The sequence below is a fragment of the Belnapia moabensis DSM 16746 genome, assembly GCF_000745835.1.
Classification (GTDB): Bacteria; Pseudomonadota; Alphaproteobacteria; order Acetobacterales; family Acetobacteraceae; genus Belnapia; species Belnapia moabensis.
Genome location: NZ_JQKB01000002.1, coordinates 207,957 through 224,174 on the forward strand (window position 1 = coordinate 207,957; position 16,218 = coordinate 224,174).

The 16,218-nt window shown below is 69.5% G+C and carries 18 protein-coding genes; 12 read left to right on the forward strand and 6 right to left on the reverse strand.

The genetic code is table 11. The features are described 5' to 3' along the window. Positions 1-31: 31 nt before the first annotated feature. The gene (locus EP26_RS01920) at positions 32-1,777 is read right to left on the reverse strand and encodes a ShlB/FhaC/HecB family hemolysin secretion/activation protein (protein ID WP_052388689.1); all 1,746 of its coding nucleotides are present in this window, start codon (positions 1,775-1,777) and stop codon (positions 32-34) included. 240 nt (positions 1,778-2,017) lie between these two features. Between EP26_RS01920 and EP26_RS01925 the strand changes: the two genes are divergently transcribed. The 4 genes from EP26_RS01925 to EP26_RS01940 are packed head-to-tail and all read left to right on the forward strand — an operon-like array spanning position 2,018 to position 5,548. Continuing rightward, on the forward strand, positions 2,018-2,299 hold the full coding sequence (locus EP26_RS01925; RefSeq protein ID WP_043335064.1) for a type II toxin-antitoxin system Phd/YefM family antitoxin: 282 nt from the start codon (positions 2,018-2,020) through the stop codon (positions 2,297-2,299). A gap of 44 nt (positions 2,300-2,343) precedes the next feature. Then, a complete protein-coding gene (locus EP26_RS01930) occupies positions 2,344-4,158 on the forward strand; it encodes an ABC-F family ATP-binding cassette domain-containing protein (protein ID WP_043335066.1) in 1,815 nt (604 codons plus the stop codon). 54 nt (positions 4,159-4,212) lie between these two features. Next, a complete protein-coding gene (locus EP26_RS01935) occupies positions 4,213-4,797 on the forward strand; it encodes a hypothetical protein (RefSeq protein ID WP_157033376.1) in 585 nt (194 codons plus the stop codon). 7 nt (positions 4,798-4,804) lie between these two features. Beyond that, a complete protein-coding gene (locus EP26_RS01940) occupies positions 4,805-5,548 on the forward strand; it encodes an endonuclease/exonuclease/phosphatase family protein (protein WP_052388690.1) in 744 nt (247 codons plus the stop codon). Here the strand turns inward: EP26_RS01940 and EP26_RS37245 are convergent. Further along, positions 5,487-5,801 carry an alpha/beta fold hydrolase gene (locus tag EP26_RS37245; RefSeq protein ID WP_245624264.1) on the reverse strand — a complete coding sequence of 105 codons (315 nt, stop codon included), beginning with the start codon at positions 5,799-5,801 and terminating at the stop codon, positions 5,487-5,489. The genes EP26_RS01940 and EP26_RS37245 overlap by 62 nt on opposite strands. Continuing rightward, entirely contained in the window at positions 5,759-6,328 is a 570-nt protein-coding gene (locus tag EP26_RS01945) for an alpha/beta fold hydrolase (protein WP_245624265.1), read from the reverse strand. Before EP26_RS01945 ends, EP26_RS37245 begins: the two co-directional genes overlap by 43 nt. A gap of 92 nt (positions 6,329-6,420) precedes the next feature. On the opposite strand from EP26_RS01945, the gene EP26_RS01950 reads away from it, so the two are divergent. The 3 genes from EP26_RS01950 to EP26_RS34590 all read left to right on the forward strand — a co-directional run bounded on the left by EP26_RS01950 (position 6,421) and on the right by EP26_RS34590 (position 9,232). Beyond that, positions 6,421-7,644: an MFS transporter gene (locus EP26_RS01950; RefSeq protein ID WP_043335070.1), complete on the forward strand. Its 1,224-nt coding sequence runs from the start codon at positions 6,421-6,423 to the stop codon at positions 7,642-7,644. Further along, positions 7,641-8,936 carry a dipeptidase gene (locus EP26_RS01955; RefSeq protein WP_211259350.1) on the forward strand — a complete coding sequence of 432 codons (1,296 nt, stop codon included), beginning with the start codon at positions 7,641-7,643 and terminating at the stop codon, positions 8,934-8,936. The genes EP26_RS01950 and EP26_RS01955 overlap by 4 nt, the downstream gene beginning before the upstream one ends. Before the next feature lie 158 nt (positions 8,937-9,094). Then, entirely contained in the window at positions 9,095-9,232 is a 138-nt protein-coding gene (locus EP26_RS34590; RefSeq protein WP_157033377.1) for a hypothetical protein, read from the forward strand. A 97-nt stretch (positions 9,233-9,329) separates the two neighbouring features. On the opposite strand, the gene EP26_RS01960 is transcribed toward EP26_RS34590, so the two are convergent. Next, a complete protein-coding gene (locus EP26_RS01960; protein ID WP_043335072.1) occupies positions 9,330-10,289 on the reverse strand; it encodes a hypothetical protein in 960 nt (319 codons plus the stop codon). Positions 10,290-11,166: 877 nt separating this feature from the next. Here EP26_RS01960 and EP26_RS01970 point away from each other — a divergent pair. Then, a complete protein-coding gene (locus EP26_RS01970; protein ID WP_043335076.1) occupies positions 11,167-13,443 on the forward strand; it encodes a hypothetical protein in 2,277 nt (758 codons plus the stop codon). After that, a complete protein-coding gene (locus EP26_RS01975) occupies positions 13,440-13,724 on the forward strand; it encodes a hypothetical protein (RefSeq protein WP_043335078.1) in 285 nt (94 codons plus the stop codon). The genes EP26_RS01970 and EP26_RS01975 overlap by 4 nt, the downstream gene beginning before the upstream one ends. An 803-nt stretch (positions 13,725-14,527) precedes the next feature. On the opposite strand, the gene EP26_RS01980 is transcribed toward EP26_RS01975, so the two are convergent. After that, a complete protein-coding gene (locus tag EP26_RS01980) occupies positions 14,528-14,809 on the reverse strand; it encodes a hypothetical protein (protein WP_157033378.1) in 282 nt (93 codons plus the stop codon). Between the two features lie 136 nt (positions 14,810-14,945). Between EP26_RS01980 and EP26_RS01985 the strand changes: the two genes are divergently transcribed. Beyond that, on the forward strand, positions 14,946-15,158 hold the full coding sequence (locus tag EP26_RS01985; protein ID WP_043335082.1) for a dodecin: 213 nt from the start codon (positions 14,946-14,948) through the stop codon (positions 15,156-15,158). A 33-nt stretch (positions 15,159-15,191) separates the two neighbouring features. On the opposite strand, the gene EP26_RS34595 is transcribed toward EP26_RS01985, so the two are convergent. After that, entirely contained in the window at positions 15,192-15,386 is a 195-nt protein-coding gene (locus EP26_RS34595) for a hypothetical protein (RefSeq protein WP_157033379.1), read from the reverse strand. A 201-nt stretch (positions 15,387-15,587) separates the two neighbouring features. On the opposite strand from EP26_RS34595, the gene EP26_RS34600 reads away from it, so the two are divergent. Next, the gene (locus tag EP26_RS34600; RefSeq protein ID WP_157033380.1) at positions 15,588-15,752 is read left to right on the forward strand and encodes a hypothetical protein; all 165 of its coding nucleotides are present in this window, start codon (positions 15,588-15,590) and stop codon (positions 15,750-15,752) included. A gap of 45 nt (positions 15,753-15,797) precedes the next feature. Further along, positions 15,798-15,923 (forward strand): hypothetical protein, encoded by a 126-nt coding sequence (locus EP26_RS38035; protein WP_281177064.1) that lies wholly within the window; start codon positions 15,798-15,800, stop codon positions 15,921-15,923. Positions 15,924-16,218: the final 295 nt, after the last annotated feature.

Here is a 16,218-nt window from a genome sequence, read left to right on the forward strand (position 1 = left end):
AAAGCCGGCCGCCGGCCGGGGCAGCAGAGGCTCAGAAATTCACCAGCGTGCGGAACAGCACCGCCGTCTCGCGCAGCGACTCCGCCGCCGCGCCATCCGGCCGCCTGACGACGCGATAGACACCCTCGAGGTCGAACTGCACCGTGTCGTTGATCACCATGCGCACGCCGCCGCCCCAGGAGGACAGGCGCCGGTTCGCATCGTTCGGCCGGTTCTCGGCGGTGCGGCCGATATCGCGGAAGGCGTAGAACTGCGCCGCGACGCGCCCCGGCCCGAACTCGCTGTTCGGCAGGTCGAAGGCGAGGTCGTATTGCGCCTCGAGCGCCAGCCCCCAGGCCCGGTCGCCCGTCACCTGGCCGGAGTAGTAGCCGCGCCCCAGCCGGTTGCCACCGAGATAGAATTTCTCCGCCTGCGGCAGGATGTCGCCGCTCCACTGCCCGGCGAAGAGCCCTTGCAGATTGAACATCTGCCCCTCGCCCGGCGACCAGATGGGCTGGATGCGCTGCACCTCGCCGCTGATCTTGGTGAAGCCGAAATCCTCCGCCCCGCTCCGCCCCGAGAGCGGGTAGCCGTTCCGCGTCGCCCCGAGCGCGGTGATGCCCTGGCTCACCCGGACGCTGCCAAAGGTGGTCGCTGCCGGCAGGATGCGGATCCAGTTCTCCAGCAGCTGCCCGTCGAATCCGGCGCGCCAGCTGCGGATGGCATCCCGGCTCGCCCGGTTGCGCCCGCTGGTGCCGGTCTCGACCACGCCGTCGAAGACATCGAAGCTGCTGACGGCGAAGAGGTTCGCCGGCCGGCTGCGGATGATCGGGTAGCTGGCCGAGATGCCGCCCACCTGCGTCTCGCCGTAATAGCCGATGGCCCGCAGGCTCCCCGAGGGCCGCGTCTGCCCAGTGCCCGCATAGAGCCTGACGCGCAGCCCCGAGCCGCCGACGAAGGCCTCGACCGAGCCCTGGGCGAACCACTGCGTGCTCTCCTGCGCGCCGAACAGCGAAAACTCCGTCCGCTCACCGAATTCGGTGAAGGAGTTGAGCCCGGCGACCGCGAGCCCCTGCCAGGGCCCAACCAGCCTGTAGCCGCGGTTGTCGAGATTGACGTAGCCGCCGTACCACTTGCGCTCGACCTGGGCGACGAGCTGCAAGGCCCCCGCCTCGGTCGGCAGCGGCCGCAGCGTGCCACGCACCGTGACGCCGGGAATGTCCTGCGCCAGCAGCAGCGCCCGCTCGATCGCCGCGCTGCTCACCGGCCGCTGGCCGAGCAGCCGGTTGAGGAAGCGCAGCACCTGCGTCCCCGCCGGGCCGATATCGCCTTCCAACTTCACCTCGGCGACGAACCCCTCCGTGACGACGAATTCCAGGTCGGCCACCTCACCGCGCCGGCTGAGCCCGGCATTGATGGTGGCGAAGGGATAGCCCGCATCCCGATAGGCGCGTAGGATCGCCAGCCGCGCTTCCTCCACCCGCGCCAGCGGGATGGTGCTGTCGGCGAGGCCCGCGATCGCCGGCGCCAGCTCGGCCGGCGTCAGCGCCTCGGCGCCCCTGATGGTGACGGCGCCGATCGGCACCTCCGCCGCGGCCCCAGGCCCGGTCTGCGCCTGCACCGGCGGACCCTCGATGCTCGGCGCCAGCCGCACCGCGGGGGCCGGCGCGTTCAGCTCCACCGGGTTGCGCAGCGCGGGCTCGAGCGGCAGGCGCGGCGGTGCCGCACCCTGGGCGAGCGCTTCCTCGGCCATGACCAGTACGGCCGCCGCCCCAAGGGCCACCCGCAACAGACGCATCGACAGCGCTTCCCCTCGCCGCTCGCGGGCAGTTTAACAGTCTCCTGAATAATTGATAAAACAACGGTGCAACCACAGCTGAAATATTCAACCTCCGGCGGTGATAGGGGAAAAGGTCCCATTTTCTGGACACGGCAGCGGCAGGCCATGGCCCCACCGCAGCAACCGGATTATTCCCTGGCTGCCCGGGCGCCCGCCCGCGCATCTTGTCATCTCTCGTAACCAGGACCGTTTCAACACATGGCCGGATGGCTGGATGACCGCGACCTGCCGATCGAGACCAGCTTCGAGGGCGATCCGGCCCCCGGCCTCGAAGGCCTGCCCCGCATGGACCTCACCCCGGTCGAGGAGCAGCTTCCGAGCCTCGTCGACCAGGCCCTGCGCGGCCCCGTGGTACTGACCCGCAACGGCGCGGAGGCCTTCGTCCTGCTGCCGCTCGACATCTACCGCCGCCTCTGGGCCGCCGCCCCCCGCCCGCCGGTGATCGAGGCCGAGCCTCCGCCCGGCAAGCGCCGCCGCTGATCCACGCTTGACGCAGCAGCCGCCGAGGCGCCAACAGCCCCGCCATGGCACCGCCCCTTCTGCTGCTCCAGGACATCCACTACGCGATGGGCACCACGCCCCTGCTTGCCGGCGCGACCCTTTCGGTCGAGCCGGGCGAGCGGCTGGCCCTCGTCGGCCGCAACGGCTCCGGCAAGTCGACGCTGCTCCGCATTGCCGCCGGCACGCTGGAGCCGGAGCGCGGCACCCGCTTCCTCCAGCCCGGCGCCACCCTCCGCAGCCTGCCGCAGGAGCCCGATTTCGGCGACGCGCCCTCGGCGCTGGCCTATGTCGAGGCCGGCCTCGGCCCGAATGACGACCCCTACCGCGCCCGCTGGCTGCTGAACGAGCTCGGCCTCACCGGCGAGGAAGCCCCCGCCCGCCTCTCCGGCGGCGAGGCCCGCCGCTGCGCCCTCGCCCGGGCGCTCGCCCCCTCGCCCGACATCCTGCTGCTCGACGAGCCGACCAACCACCTCGACCTGCCCGTCATCGCCTGGCTGGAGAAGGAGCTCGGCAGCTTCCGCGGTGCGCTCGTGCTGATCAGCCACGACCGCCGCTTCCTCACCGCCCTCTCCCGCGCCATGGTTTGGCTCGACCGCGGCACCACCCGCCGGCTGGAGCAGGGCTTCGGCGCCTTCGAAGCCTGGCGCGACCAGGTGCTGGAGGAGGAGGAAGCCGCCCGCCACAAGCTCGACCGCCAGATCGTGCGCGAGGAGCACTGGATGCGCTACGGCGTCACCGCCCGGCGCAAGCGCAACATGCGCCGCGTCGGCGAGCTGGCCGACCTCCGCCAGCGCCGGCGCGAGGCCCTGCGCGCAACGGGCACCGTCCGCATGGCCGCCAGCGAGGCCGACGGCTCCGGCACCCTCGTCATCCAGCTCGACGGTGTGACAAAAGCCTATGGCGACGCCCCGCCCGTGGTGCGCGACCTCTCGACCCGCGTACTGCGCCGCGACCGCATCGGAATCATCGGCCCAAACGGCGCCGGCAAGACCACGCTGCTCAACCTGATGACCGGCGCCCTGGCCCCGGACTCCGGCACCATCCGCCTCGGGACGGGGATCGAGATGGTGACGCTCGACCAGCGCCGCGACAGCCTCGACCCGGGGATCAGCCTCGCCGAGGCTCTGACCGGCGATAAGTCCGACATCGTCCATGTCGGCGGCCAGGCGCGCCACGTCGTCGGCTACATGAAGGACTTCCTCTTCGTCCCCGACCAGGCGCGCACCGCGGTCGGCGTGCTCTCGGGCGGCGAGCGCGGCCGGCTGATGCTCGCCCGTGCCTTCGCCCGCCCCTCCAACCTGCTGGTCCTCGACGAGCCGACCAACGACCTCGACCTCGAGACCCTCGATCTGCTGGAGGAGTTGCTGGCCGACTATGGCGGCACGGTGCTGGTCGTCAGCCACGACCGCGACTTCCTCGACCGCGTCTGCACCAGCGTCATCGTCTCCGAGGGCGACGGCCGCTGGCAGGAATATGCCGGCGGCTATTCCGACATGCTCGCCCAGCGCGGCCGCGGCGTGGAGGCGAAGCCCTCCGCCCCCGCCGCCAAGCCCCCGCCCCGCCCCGCGAGCCCCGCCGCCCCACCCCCCGCATCGCGCCGCAAGTTGAGCTTCAGGCAGCAGCACGCGCTGGAGACGCTCCCCGCCCGCATGGAGGCGCTGCAGGCCGAGATCGCCACGATCCGCACGGCGCTCGCCGCCCCCGACCTCTACAGCCGCGACCGCGCCCGCTTCGACCGCTTCAACGCCGCCCTCGTCGCCAAGGAAGCCGACCTCGCCGCCGCCGAGGAGGAATGGCTGGAACTCGAACTCCTGCGCGAGGAAATCGAGGCCGGCTGAACCGTGCCCGCGCCTCCGCCGTTGCAAGCGGGAGCGGAGCGGGAGGCAGGCGGCGTGGCGTTGTTGACGAGGGAGGATTGGCGCCGCCACTCCTGGTTCGCCTGGGCCTCCCTGCTCGCCCTGGCCGCCACCGCCGCCTGGTTCTGGCAGATCGACCGCCGCTCCGCCGCCCTCGGCACGCTGGCGGCGCTCGTGGGCTGCCTAGGCCTCATCCTGCCACCGCGCGAGCGCATGGAGGTCCTGCCCGCCCCGCTCCGCGCCCTGCCCCGCAGCCTCGACGCCACCCCCGTCCTGGCGACGCTCCTCGTCAGCCCCGGCTTCGGCCTCAACTGGTTCTACGGCGCCAACCCTTATGACGAGGTGGTCCACCTGCTGAACGGCGTCCTCGCCGGCGCCGTCTTCGTCGCCCTGCGCGAGTGGCGCGGCCCGCATGGCAAGGCCCGGCGGCTGATCGGCGAGACATTTCTGTTCGGCCTCGTCCTCGGCACCGCCTGGGAGGTCTTCGAGGCGCTAACGAAGCTCAGCGGCGACTGGACCGATACCTGGACGGACGTGGTGCTGACCACCACCGGCGCCGTCCTCGCCGTCGCCATCTCCCGCATCGGCCTCTCCCCCCGCCATTCGCGTCTGGCCGAATAGCGCCTCGATGCTCGTCGCCACCTACAACATCCACCGCGGCCGCGACGCCGCCGGCTTCCGCGACAGCCGCCGACAGATCCAGGCCGTCATCGCCGAGATCGCCCCGGACCTGATCGCCCTGCAGGAGGCGCAGAACTACCTCCGCCGCGGCGCGCCGATGCTCGACCTCGCGCTCCTCGCCCGCGCCCTCGACCTGCACCCGCTGCCCATCGCCGAGCGCCCCGGCCATCCCGGCTGGCGCAGCAATGTCGTGCTCGCCCGCCCGCATGTCCGGCTGCGCGGCGCGCCCGCCGCCCTCCGCCTCGGCGGGCTCGAACCACGCGGCGCGGTGGTGGCCGAGCTGGAGGCCGGCTGGGGACCCTTCCGCCTGATCGCCACCCATCTGAGCCTCGGCGCCGAGCGCCGCCGCCTCCAGGCCCGCGCCCTGCTGGAGGCGATCGCCGCCGGGCCGGCGATGCCGACGCTGCTGATGGGCGACCTCAACGAATGGCACCCTGGCCATTCCGTCCTCGGTGTCCTCGCCCCCCTCTTCGGCACGCCGCCGCGGGCGCCGACCTTCCCCGCCTTCCACCCGGTGGGCTCGCTCGACCGCATCATGGCGCACCCGCCCGGCCTGGTGACGGCGGTCGAGGTGCATGACACGCCTCTCGCCCGCCGCGCCTCGGATCACCTGCCGCTGAAGGCGGTGTTCACCCCAGCCTCCAGCGCCCCCGCTCCACCGTCGAGAGAAAGCTCGCCACCGCCACGTTGAAGGCGGCAGGCTCCTCGAGGTTGATCGCGTGGCCGGTGCGCGGGCACATCCAGAGCCCGGCATTCGGCAGCACCTTCTTGAGGAAGATGTTGGTCTCGATGCAGGGCCAGTCCTCGTCGCCCACGGCGAGCAGGGTCGGCACCTCCATCCGCCGGAGCTCCGGTTCCCAGTCGAAGATCGAATCCCGCTCGCCCTGGTAGTGCTTCATGGTCAGCCCGGTGCCGCGCCCCGAATGCTCGGCGAGCCGCGCCATATAGGCCGCCCAGCCGCGCGGGTCCTTCTTCTTGAGCTGGATGCGGGTCGGCGCATGCCCCGTCTCCTCCGCCATCCCCCCGGCCAGCCCTCGGCGATGAGCCGGTCGCCCCGCGCCGCGCATTGCGCCCGGAACTCCGCCTGCTCCGCCCGCGGCGAGCCGGAGCCCGCTCCCGCCGGCACCAGCGACATCGCCATCTCCGGGTGGCGGATGCCGAAAAGCAGCGCCGCGAAGCCGCCCATCGACAGCCCGACGATATGCGCGCGCGCGACGCCGAGATGCCGCAGCACCGCCACCGCATCGCCGACGGCGAAGTCCTGCCCGTAGAGCTTCGGGTCCTCCGGCACGTCCGAGGGCGGATATCCCCGCGCCGCATAGGTGATGCAGCGGTACTCGCGGGAGAAGAACCGCACCTGGTCCTCCCACTCCCGGTGATCCGCACCGAATTCGTGGATGAAAAGGATGGGCAGGCCGCTGCCCGCCTCCTCGTACCAGATCCGCGCGCCTTCGGCCTGCGCATAGGGCATCGGACGTCTCCTCGTTTCCCGAGGACGATCCTGCACCCGCCTCCCACCCCCTCGACAAGCCCCCTCGCCGGAGACAGGCTACCCGCGACCCGATGGATATGACCGCGCCCTCCTCCGGGCACCCCCTCACGCGCCTCTTCGGCAACCCCGATTTCCGCCGACTCTGGGCCGTCGGCGGTATCGCCAATGCCATGCGCTGGGTAGAGATCCTGGTCTCCGGCATCGCCACCTTCGCCATCACCGGCTCCGCCTTCGCGGTCTCGCTGCTGCTGCTCTCCCGCTCCCTCCCCATGCTGCTCTGCGGTGCCATCGCCGGCGCCCTGGCCGAGACGCTCGACCGCCGCCGCCTGCTGATGGCCGGCCAGGCCGCCACCTGCGCCGGCGCGGCGCTCATCGCCCTGCTCGCCGCCACCGGCCACCTCGCCGTCTGGCACCTCGCCGCCGGCGCCTTCCTCGGCGGCCTCGTCTGGACCGGGGAGATGGCCTCCCGCCGCCGCATGCTGACCGAGGTGGCCGGCGAGGCGGATGTCGTCCCCGCCGTCGCCACCGACAGCCTCACCGCCAACACCACCCGGATGCTCGGCCCCCTGCTCGGCGGCCTGCTCTACGAGACGCTCGGCCTCGCCGCCGCCTATGCCATCGCCTCCCTGAGCTACGCCGCCACCGTCATCCTGCTCAGCGGCGTCCGCCACGACCAGCGCCGCCGCCGCCTCGACCCGCGCGCTCTCCTCGCCGACATCGCCGACGGCGCCCGCCTCATCCGCCGCATGCCCGTGCTCCAGGCGGTTATCCTGGTGACGCTGGCGATGAACATCTTTGGCTTCAGCGTGAATGCCGTCCTCCCCGCCCTCGGCACGGAGAGCTTCCAGGCCACGCCTTTCGGCATCGGCATGCTGACGGCAGCCGAGCCGGCCGGCGCCCTCCTCACCGGCCTGGCGCTGGCGACCCGCCGCGGCGTGCCGCTCTCGGCCATGCTGATGGTCGGCGGCAGCGCATTCTATTTGCTCTGCCTGATGCTCCTCGCCCTCGCCCCGGCGCTCTGGCTGGCGATCGCCGCGCTGATGCTGGGCGGCATCGGCACCGCCCTCTTCGCCGCGTTGCAGACGGCGCTCCCCGTCACCCGCGCCCCGAGCGAGGCCCGCTCCCGCGTCCTCGGCCTGGTCACCACCAGCATCGGGATGGGCCCGCTCGGCGCCCTGGCGATGGGCGCCCTCGCCGACCGCTGGGGGCCAAACCTCGCCATCCCCGCCATGGCCTCGCTCGGCCTCGCCCTGCTTGCCCTGGCCGCCCTTGCCCTCAAGGAACCCCGCCGATGAGCGACGCCGTCATCCGCCACCTCGAATCGCAGCAGGAGGCGATCCTCGACCGCCTGAAGGCGCTGCTCCGCCTCCCCTCCGTCAGCACCGATCCGGCCTGTGCCGATGGCATGGCCGCCGCCCGCGAATTCCTGATGGACCGCCTCTGCACCCTCGGCCTCGCGGATGTGCAGCTCCTCGACGCCGGCGGCCAACCCGCCATCTACGCCGCCTGGCAGGGCGCGCCCGGCCGCCCGACCATCCTGCTCTACGGCCATTACGACGTGCAGCCGCCGGACCCGCTGGAGCTCTGGCACTCGCCCCCCTTCGAGCCGACCATCCGCGACGGCCGCCTCTACGCCCGCGGCGCCTCCGACGTGAAGGGCTCCACCCTCATCGCCGTCGAGACCGTGGGCGCCTTCCTCGCCACAGGGGGCGGCTGCCCGGTGAACATCAAGTTCTTCCTCGAGGGCGAGGAGGAGGTCGGCAGCCCCTCCCTCCCCGCCATCATCGACAAGTACCGCGATCTGCTCGCCGCCGACGCCATGCTCTCCGCCGATGGCGGCCGCGCCAGCACCGACTTCCCCACCGTCAGCGTCGGCTGCCGCGGCATCGCCGCCCTGCAATTCAGCCTCCGCACCGCGGCGAAGGATGCCCATTCCGGCCGCGTCGGCGGCGCCGTCCGCAACGCCCTGCACGAGATGGCGAAGCTCATCGCCTCCCTCCATGACGACGACGGCCGCATCCTCGTCGAGGGCTTCCTCGACGGCGCCATGGAGGTGACGCAGGACATCCGCGCCGAGAGCGCCGCCCTCCCCTTCGACGAAGCCGCTTGGTACGCGGACCTCGGCGCCGCCCCTTATGGCGACCCGGACTACACGCTGCGCGAGCGCATCACCGTCCGCCCGACCATCGAGGTGAACGGCCTATGGGGCGGCTACACCGGCGCCGGCGGCAAGACGGTGCTGCCCTGCGAGGCGCATGCGAAGCTGACGATGCGCCTCGTCCCCGGCCAGGACCCCGCCGCCGCCCAGGCCGCCCTCCGCCGCCACCTTGAGGCGCGCTGCCCGCCCGGCGTCGCGCTCGACTTCCACTACCACCCGGGCGGCACCCGCGCCTTCACCCTCGGCCCGCACCACCCGTTGCTGCTCGCCGCTGAGCGCGTCACCGAATGGGTTCACGGCCAGCGTCCCGTTCGCACCCGCGCCGGCGGCACGGTGCCCATCACCACCCTGTTCCAGGAAAGCCTCGGCATCGACAGCCTGATGTTCGGCCTTGCCATGCCGGACGAGGATGCCCATGCACCGAACTAATTCTTCCGCCTCTCATCGCTGGCGGAAGGCCTCCGCTCCTGGCCCATGCTGCTGAGCGAGCTCGGCATCCTCGCGCCGGGGGACTTCCCGAAGCGCTGACGGCGGAACTTCGCCCCGCCGCGTCGGTTGCCCCTCCTCAACCGAGGGAGCAGTCAGCCATGGCCGACGACAAGGCGAAACCCGCCGCGACGCCGCAGCAGCCCGCCTCGCCCAAGGACGGCGAGGAGAAGAAGGTCGATACCGGCGCCCAGGAAGCCGCCGCGAAGGAACGCGAGAAGTCCGGCGGCTACCAGTAGCCGCCGCCGGAGCATGAGCTGCGATCACTGGATCGCGGATCATGCTCTGGATCGCATTTGCCAAGTCTCAGGCGTCCACGCCTGACTCGAGAATACTCTACCCCCGCGTAGCCCGGTGCGGCGCCGCGCGCTGCGCCGGCTTGGCCGGCGGGCGTGGCCTCCCCGGCCGCTCCACCCGGACCGGACGCGCCACCGGCCGCTGCACCACGGGCGGCGGCACGACAACCGGCGGCGCCAGCACCGGGGTCGCCGTCATCGCCTGAACGGGCGCAACCGGCGGCGCGGCCACCGGCGTCGGCGTCACGGGCACCGCCGCCGCGGCGGCCTGCGTCGGCGCCGTAACCCCGACCAAATGCTGCGCCCTGGGCTCGGCCTGGCGCCCGGAGCCAAGCCAAAGCCCAGCCAGGACGGCCAACACCGTGATGCCGGCACCACCCGCCATCAACCGTTGTCGCCTCGTCCGCGGCGCCGGGGGCTCCACGGGCATGGCGAGGTCTTCCGGCTCCGCCGCCGGCGGCTGCACGGCGGCCAACCGCCGCAGCGGCACCACATTGCCGCCCCGCATGGCCTCCATCGGCAACCGCGGCGCCGCCCCCCGGTTCGGGGCGCCGACCCAGTTATCCGCCCATACCCCGTCCACCGGCACCACCAGCCGCGACACCGTCGACATCCAGGCGCTCCCCCCGGAGACGCTGAGCGGCGGCACCTGGTCGAAGGCGCGGGCGATCTCGGCGATGTCTGGCTCCTCCTCGGGACCGAGGCAGCCATGCAGGACCGGCAGGTAGCCACCGAAGATGGCGCCGAACCGCGCCTCTTCCAGCCGTGCCCGCAGCACCTGCTCGGCATCCTCGGTCCGCTCGCCGATATCGAGCAGCGCGACGCCCAGCCCAGGATGCAGCAGCACCAGGTCCACCCGCACCGGACGCCCTGGCTGGCCGCCGATATCGCATTGTCGTCCGCAGATCCAACCCTCCGGCAGGCGGTCCACGCTGCCGCCGAAGGCGTGCGAATAGCGCTCAGGGATCCGCTGACCCCTGATGGACAGTTCCGCCGACATCTGAACTTCCCCCAACATCCCCTTGGGATTGATCGCGCTTTTTTGGCCGCATGGGCACCCATAATGGCAAGGGATCACTCAAAAAAGCGCGAGGAAGGATTGACGGTCGCTTGGGTTCCTCACCCGTTCAACGCATGGTGGAGGCCGCCCGGGCCGGAATGCAGCGTGTCGGCGGCGCCAGCGGATCATTGTCGATGCGGCGCTGCAGCGACAGTGGCGGACACCTCTTCGCATCACGCCTGAACCGGTCCCGATACTTTCCGGCTTGCAGGAGTTGAGCATCCGGCCGATCCGTCAGCATCTCCAGGATCAGCGAAATCGGCCCGCGCTGCGCTGGCCCCACCGGCTTCGCTCTCCCATACGGAGGTGACTAGGTCGTGACGATTTGCGGCGTTTCGCTACCTCGCGCTACCGACCAGCCTTGCCCTCACCTATGTCTGGAGCTGCTGGCACCTGGGCAATGACTGCGGGGCAGGCGAAACAGCCATCGAGCCGAAGCAGCCGGCTTCAGTCCCGGCGGAAGCCCATTCCCTGATCTTAGCTGGCGTCCCCAACGGGATTCGAACCCGTGTTACCAACGTGGAAATGCAACGAGTAGCAATTTCAGGTACTTAGCTTGGACCCCGCCCCGGCGACCCGAGGCTTTGCCTGGGCTTCTGCCGATTCGCCGGACTGGACCCTAGGTGATTCAGACCTAGGCCTAAAACGCCAAAACCCCCAGTTCGTAGCTGGAGGATTGAGGGCGTCGCCGCCGTTGGCTCTGGAAGATGCCCAGCCCCGGAAGGCCAGAACGATCCCCAACAGATCGGAATGCTGAGCCACCCCAAGGCAGATTGCCAGAGCCGAATGCTGAACCTCGCGTGAGGTCATCAATGCCGTGTCTCCCCACCTAGAGCCCATCCGTCTCGCCCGTCCCCCGATTCCCGCCCATGCCGACCTGCGCCAAACGCCCTACCGGTGGCAGGAGCAGGGCTTTCAGGACGCCGAGTGGTTCCTGACCCTGGAGGAAGCCTGCCCGCACGCGGCCCTGGCCGCCACCCGCTTCATAACCGCCTGCTGGGGCGAGGTCGGCGGGGGCTTCGAGCCGAGCGCCCACGTCCTGGCCCGGCGGGCCAACCTCCCCATGGAGGTCTGGCAGGCGGAGGTCTGGCCGCATCTCGCCCCTCTGTTCGCCACAGCCGACACCGGCCTGCTCTACTTCATGCCCGCCGTGCCCGCCTTCAAGGCTGGCTGGGACCTCTGCTGGTCCAATCACCAGCGTCCTCTGGCGGCGCGGGCGGCCAAGGCGCGGAAGGCTGCCGAGGAGGCCGAGCAGCGCGCCAAGGCCGCCGAAGCGGCTGCGGGCGGCCCGGAGCGCAAGCCGAAAAAACGGCAGAAAACTGCGAAAAATTCGGCGTCGCCTGTCACACAGTCTAATCCCGTCCGTGACTCTATCCCTCCGGCGCCGGGAGCATCGCGGGAGGCAGAGGTAAGGTCGGGGGCGGGTGCGGCCGAGGCTGCGGAGACCTCGGCCAGCGCCCCGCCCCCAGCCTCAGAGCCCGAGCCGTTGGTCGAGCGCTTCATCGCCTTATACCCGCATTGGCCCAGCCAGCGGGACCGGCGGGACGCCATGGCCCGGGATATCCGCGAGCGCATCTGGCCAAAGTTCGAGGAGCACGGGGAAGCCATCCTGGCCGGACTGGCGCGGCAGGAGAGTTTCCTGCGACGGCCCCGGCAGGCTGGGGAGAAGTCGGCCCCTCATCCGGCCTCCTGGCTGGAAAACCGGCGCTGGACGCTCGATTTCAGCCAGCCGAGGCGGCCCCAGCAAGGCAAAGGGCTCGGGAACAGGGCTGCAGCACCGTCCGGGGGCAACGCTGAACCGCCGCTCCTTTCCCCGCAGGCAAGCGACGAAGAGGCCCTGGCCTGGGCCGTAGCTAAGCTCCGGCACCGCTCGGGTGGCCAGCCCACCTACCAGATGATCACCGCAGCGAAGGCCGCCTTCTGGTGGGGCTCCCGCGACCGCTCTGGCCTGTTTGACCGGCTGCTCGCGGCCTGCGGGGTCGAACCCGAGAACGACATGGTGGGGGGGGCGGCGGTGACCCCCGAGGAAGCGGCCGAGGTGCTGCGCCGGCTTCGGAAGCTTGGGCTGGCGGTGCTGCGCAACCCGGCCAATGGCGGGCTGGCGTCGGCCCACACCGGGACCACCCTCGCGCAGGTCCCCGTGGCGCAATGGAGGGCAGGCCTGACGCCGGAGGGTATCCGCGCCCTGCTCGACCGGCCGGACGCTCTGGCGGCCTACCTGACGCGCCCTGGCCGCAGTCCTGGCTGGATCGGCAGCGCGCCACGCCAGCACCGAGGCTGCCTCCCCCGACCGACATGGACGACCGCTGGAGCGACGCCCCGCGGGACGACTGCGGATAGGCCGGCATTGCTCATGAGGAACGAGGCTGCGAAGGCGCCTCGCCCTCCCCGTCAGACGACCGACACCTCCCATGCAGGAGACGATCCGATGATGCGGGCTGATAACCTGTACATCCAGTGGCGCGAGTCCATTGGCCGGCTCTACGAGCCCTCTACCCGGCCGATTTCGCCGAACTCGGCGCCCCTTCCCCCGGAGGAGCGGCGGGTCGGCAGTGTCCCCTATCCGCAGCGACCCTGCGCGCTCATCTCGCAGAATCGCATGCTGGGCCTGCGGGCTGGCGATCTCGACCACGAAGTGGCGCGGCGTCGCCGGGCGGAGAAGCAGGCAGCCCGGGCTGAAGCCCGCCAGTCCGCCCAGACCCCGGCCGACAACCAGACCAGCATCTACCAGTGGGTAGAGAAATGCTTCGTCGAATGGGGCGTGCGGGTGACCGGCCAGGGTGCGCTGGTGCATCCCGAGTTCAATGCAATCGGCGCGCTCGATGCGCTGATCGTGATGAACAGCGAGATGAGCGGCAGCACCGCCTTCAAGGATACGGCGATCCGCTCCGCCTTCAACCGAGCGGTGGCGAACTGGCGCCTGGAGCGCATGGACGAAATTCGCCACACCATCAGCAGCGAGCGGCTGACCATGCCGAAGGAGCACGTCATCAGCGTGTTCGAGGACGTGATGCGGCTGGCGCTCGCCGTCGAAAGCCCGTTCACCGCCGAGGAGCGTGCCGCCTGGGCCGCGGCGAAGATGGTGAAGGCATGAACGCCGTTATCGCCAATCTGGTGGACGAGGCTCGCGCTGCGAGCCTCGCAGCCAAGGCCGCGCACGATGCCCGCACGCTCGATCTCGGCGTGGCGCTCATCCGCTATCTGGAAGGGTGCGCAGAAGCCTCTGTGCTGCCCGCACAGGCCGTCGCTGACGTGGTGGCCGCTGATATACCGGCGGTGCGTGCTGCCGACCTCGTGGACGATCCGGGCGCGGCCTCCAGCCCGCTCCCTTTTTCATTGCGCTCGGTGCGCCGGGCCTTCAGCCCGGCCCAATAAGGTCAGGCGTCGCTTGATCTCCCTCTCATGTCCGTGGTCCGCCGCCTCGTAGAGAGTGTGAGCGCCAACATCCTCGGGCCAGAAGTTTTGGCTGGCATATTCCTTCCGAGTGTCGTCGTCGGACTCGTAGCTGCGATGGTATCCCATCTACTTCATCATCTTGGTCAGAGCGTTGCGGCGGTGATCGGTGGTGGTGCCGGTGGTGTCCGTCCGGCGCGCCCAGCAGACCACCCGCCACCCGGCCGGCAGCCAGTCCACCGATGAGGGACGACGCTGAGATGGCATTGGCCCACTGGAGGAAATCCCGCCCCTGGGCAAGCTGGTCCATCGAGGCCTGCACGGCGGTCTGATCCTGACCACCCAGCAGCCGGAGGATTTCCCTGCTCTGCTGGGCATCGCAGGCCGCGGTCATCCGCTGACCCAAGGCCCGGAACCGGCTCCTCAGGACGTTGCGGGTTAGATTGAGCCCGGTGGCGATGCCGGGGGTGCCCGTGAGGGCATCCACGACCACTGAGGATATCAGCCCATCGCCGCGCCGATCGTCGGCATCCGCGGCCTGCCGGAGCGCGGTCCGGCTGTTGCCCGTGGTGGTGGTGTTCGTCGGGCGATCTGGTTCTCCCGCCGGACGTTCGCGAACAGCCGCTCCGCGATCTAGGACCGTGCCGCTGGGTCAGCGTACATCGCTGTGAGGATGGCCCCCCAATTGTGCCCGGGTCTGGGTGCTTAAGGCCGGCAATGCCGCTGGCATCCTACCCATCCCGGACCTTGGCGAGCTTTTCCCCGGATGCTCTGTAGGGTGCCGGTCAGAAGGTATCGGGCTCGCTGTCGTTCGACTGGGCGATCTGCCGCATCAAGGCTTCGGCCCGCTGATTGAAGGCGCGGGTGCCATGCTTTGCCGAAGTGCGGAGCGCGAACGGCGCAGCCCAGGCAGCGCGGGTCATCCGGTAGAATGAATAACCGGCCCGCGGATCGACTATGAAGGTATCCATGCAGGCCAGCAGGCTTGCTTGAAATGCGAAAGCTGCGAGCCCTCCCCTCCCCGGCGCACCGCGCCTTGTGGTTAGCATTGCGCTGGGCTTGGTCAATCTTCTCCAAGACCTTCACCGTGAGGATCATGAGCAGTTAACAAAAAAGGTGCCGCTTGTGCCGCGCTGCCTAGACGGCGCAGGATCGGTAGGCGCCCCCTGGGTTGACCGGCGCGGAGCGCGGGAGAACCCCCTTATGACCGAGCACGTCTACAAACTCGTGGAGCTTGTCGGTACCTCCGGTACCAGCGTCTCCGACGCCATCCAGAACGCAATTACGCGCGCCACCACCACCGTCCGCAACGTCAAGTGGTTCGAGGTGGTCCAAGTCCGCGGCGAGGTGAAGGACGGCAAGGTCGGGCACTACCAAGTGACGCTCAAGATCGGCTTCACGCTCGACGACGGTTAGCCCATCAGCCCAAGGCGGTCTGAATAGTTCGCCTCACCGCTGCCGAAGAACATCCGAAATGGATGAGGCAACGGTCATCCCGATCGATCCAGCCAATAATTGGACATCGGGACGAGCCTCCATTTTCCGTTCGAAGTCCGCAAATACAGCCTGATCAAGGATGATATCGGCGACGAATGAGTAGCTGTCGGTTGTGGCTGGACGCCGCACAATCTCGTGGTAGCGCATTGGAACTCCTCCCGGGTAACTCTCGGTCGAATTGGCGAGACAGGTATTTAGCCGCTCCATCATCTGGCTCAGGCTGCTGACAATCAGGCGGATGACTGCGGCATTGTCCCTAGCGTGGTCCCGGGCATCAGTCGCGCCACACCTGACCAGCGTGGGCCAATCCACTGCACTAATCATTTTGGCAGAATAGAAGAGGTCTCAATGCGCGGTGTCGGCATTTGGACGATGACTGTCAGCAGCATGGTTGCTGGGACAAAAGGCGCCTACCCATCAGCAGATGACAGGAAGATAGGTCAATTCCTGAAATGTTTTATCAAAACTCGTGATTACTATGACGAGAAATTTGTTGCCGCCGCACCGCGATGAGAAGGCATTGTGAACTGCCTGTTTGAGATCAGGCGGGGCGAGATCATGATGAACAATATCAACCAGGGTGATAGTGGCCTGCGCGGAGCTTGCAGCGAGCGCAGCTTCCTATTGGTTATCATGCTCACCGTAGCGGCTGAGATTAGCAGCCTGATCTGGTGGCTTCTTTAGTGGCGCAGACTCGGCCGCGGATGGGCATAGCCACAGAGCAACCCCGACAATCAGGGACTCCTCCGAAGCAGCATATGCAGCGGTCTCATCATTCATTCTGGTTCATTGTCAGAGTTGGCTTCGCGCTGACTGCGGCTTGGGTTGCTGTGACTGAATCTTGGGATAGTGATGGCAACGGCAGCATCTCCTTTCATGAGATGCTGTTGTTCATTGTGCGCTTCCTCGCCTTTCCGCTGCACCTCCTGCTGAGCCTTACCCCCGGCGAGGTGCTTGGGTTCTTCGGGTTGCCGAACGC

Coding starts and splice junctions, on each gene's coding strand:
- EP26_RS01920 (WP_052388689.1), bottom strand. CDS start 1,777: ATGCGTCTGTTGCGGGTGGCCCTTGGGGCGGCGGCCGTACTGGTCATG.
- EP26_RS01925 (WP_043335064.1), top strand. CDS start 2,018: ATGGCCGGATGGCTGGATGACCGCGACCTGCCGATCGAGACCAGCTTC.
- EP26_RS01930 (WP_043335066.1), top strand. CDS start 2,344: ATGGCACCGCCCCTTCTGCTGCTCCAGGACATCCACTACGCGATGGGC.
- EP26_RS01940 (WP_052388690.1), top strand. CDS start 4,805: ATGCTCGTCGCCACCTACAACATCCACCGCGGCCGCGACGCCGCCGGC.
- EP26_RS37245 (WP_245624264.1), bottom strand. CDS start 5,801: ATGGCGCGGCTCGCCGAGCATTCGGGGCGCGGCACCGGGCTGACCATG.
- EP26_RS01945 (WP_245624265.1), bottom strand. CDS start 6,328: ATGCCCTATGCGCAGGCCGAAGGCGCGCGGATCTGGTACGAGGAGGCG.
- EP26_RS01950 (WP_043335070.1), top strand. CDS start 6,421: ATGGATATGACCGCGCCCTCCTCCGGGCACCCCCTCACGCGCCTCTTC.
- EP26_RS01955 (WP_211259350.1), top strand. CDS start 7,641: ATGAGCGACGCCGTCATCCGCCACCTCGAATCGCAGCAGGAGGCGATC.
- EP26_RS34590 (WP_157033377.1), top strand. CDS start 9,095: ATGGCCGACGACAAGGCGAAACCCGCCGCGACGCCGCAGCAGCCCGCC.
- EP26_RS01960 (WP_043335072.1), bottom strand. CDS start 10,289: ATGTCGGCGGAACTGTCCATCAGGGGTCAGCGGATCCCTGAGCGCTAT.
- EP26_RS01975 (WP_043335078.1), top strand. CDS start 13,440: ATGAACGCCGTTATCGCCAATCTGGTGGACGAGGCTCGCGCTGCGAGC.
- EP26_RS01985 (WP_043335082.1), top strand. CDS start 14,946: ATGACCGAGCACGTCTACAAACTCGTGGAGCTTGTCGGTACCTCCGGT.
- EP26_RS34595 (WP_157033379.1), bottom strand. CDS start 15,386: ATGCGCTACCACGAGATTGTGCGGCGTCCAGCCACAACCGACAGCTAC.
- EP26_RS34600 (WP_157033380.1), top strand. CDS start 15,588: ATGCGCGGTGTCGGCATTTGGACGATGACTGTCAGCAGCATGGTTGCT.
- EP26_RS38035 (WP_281177064.1), top strand. CDS start 15,798: ATGATGAACAATATCAACCAGGGTGATAGTGGCCTGCGCGGAGCTTGC.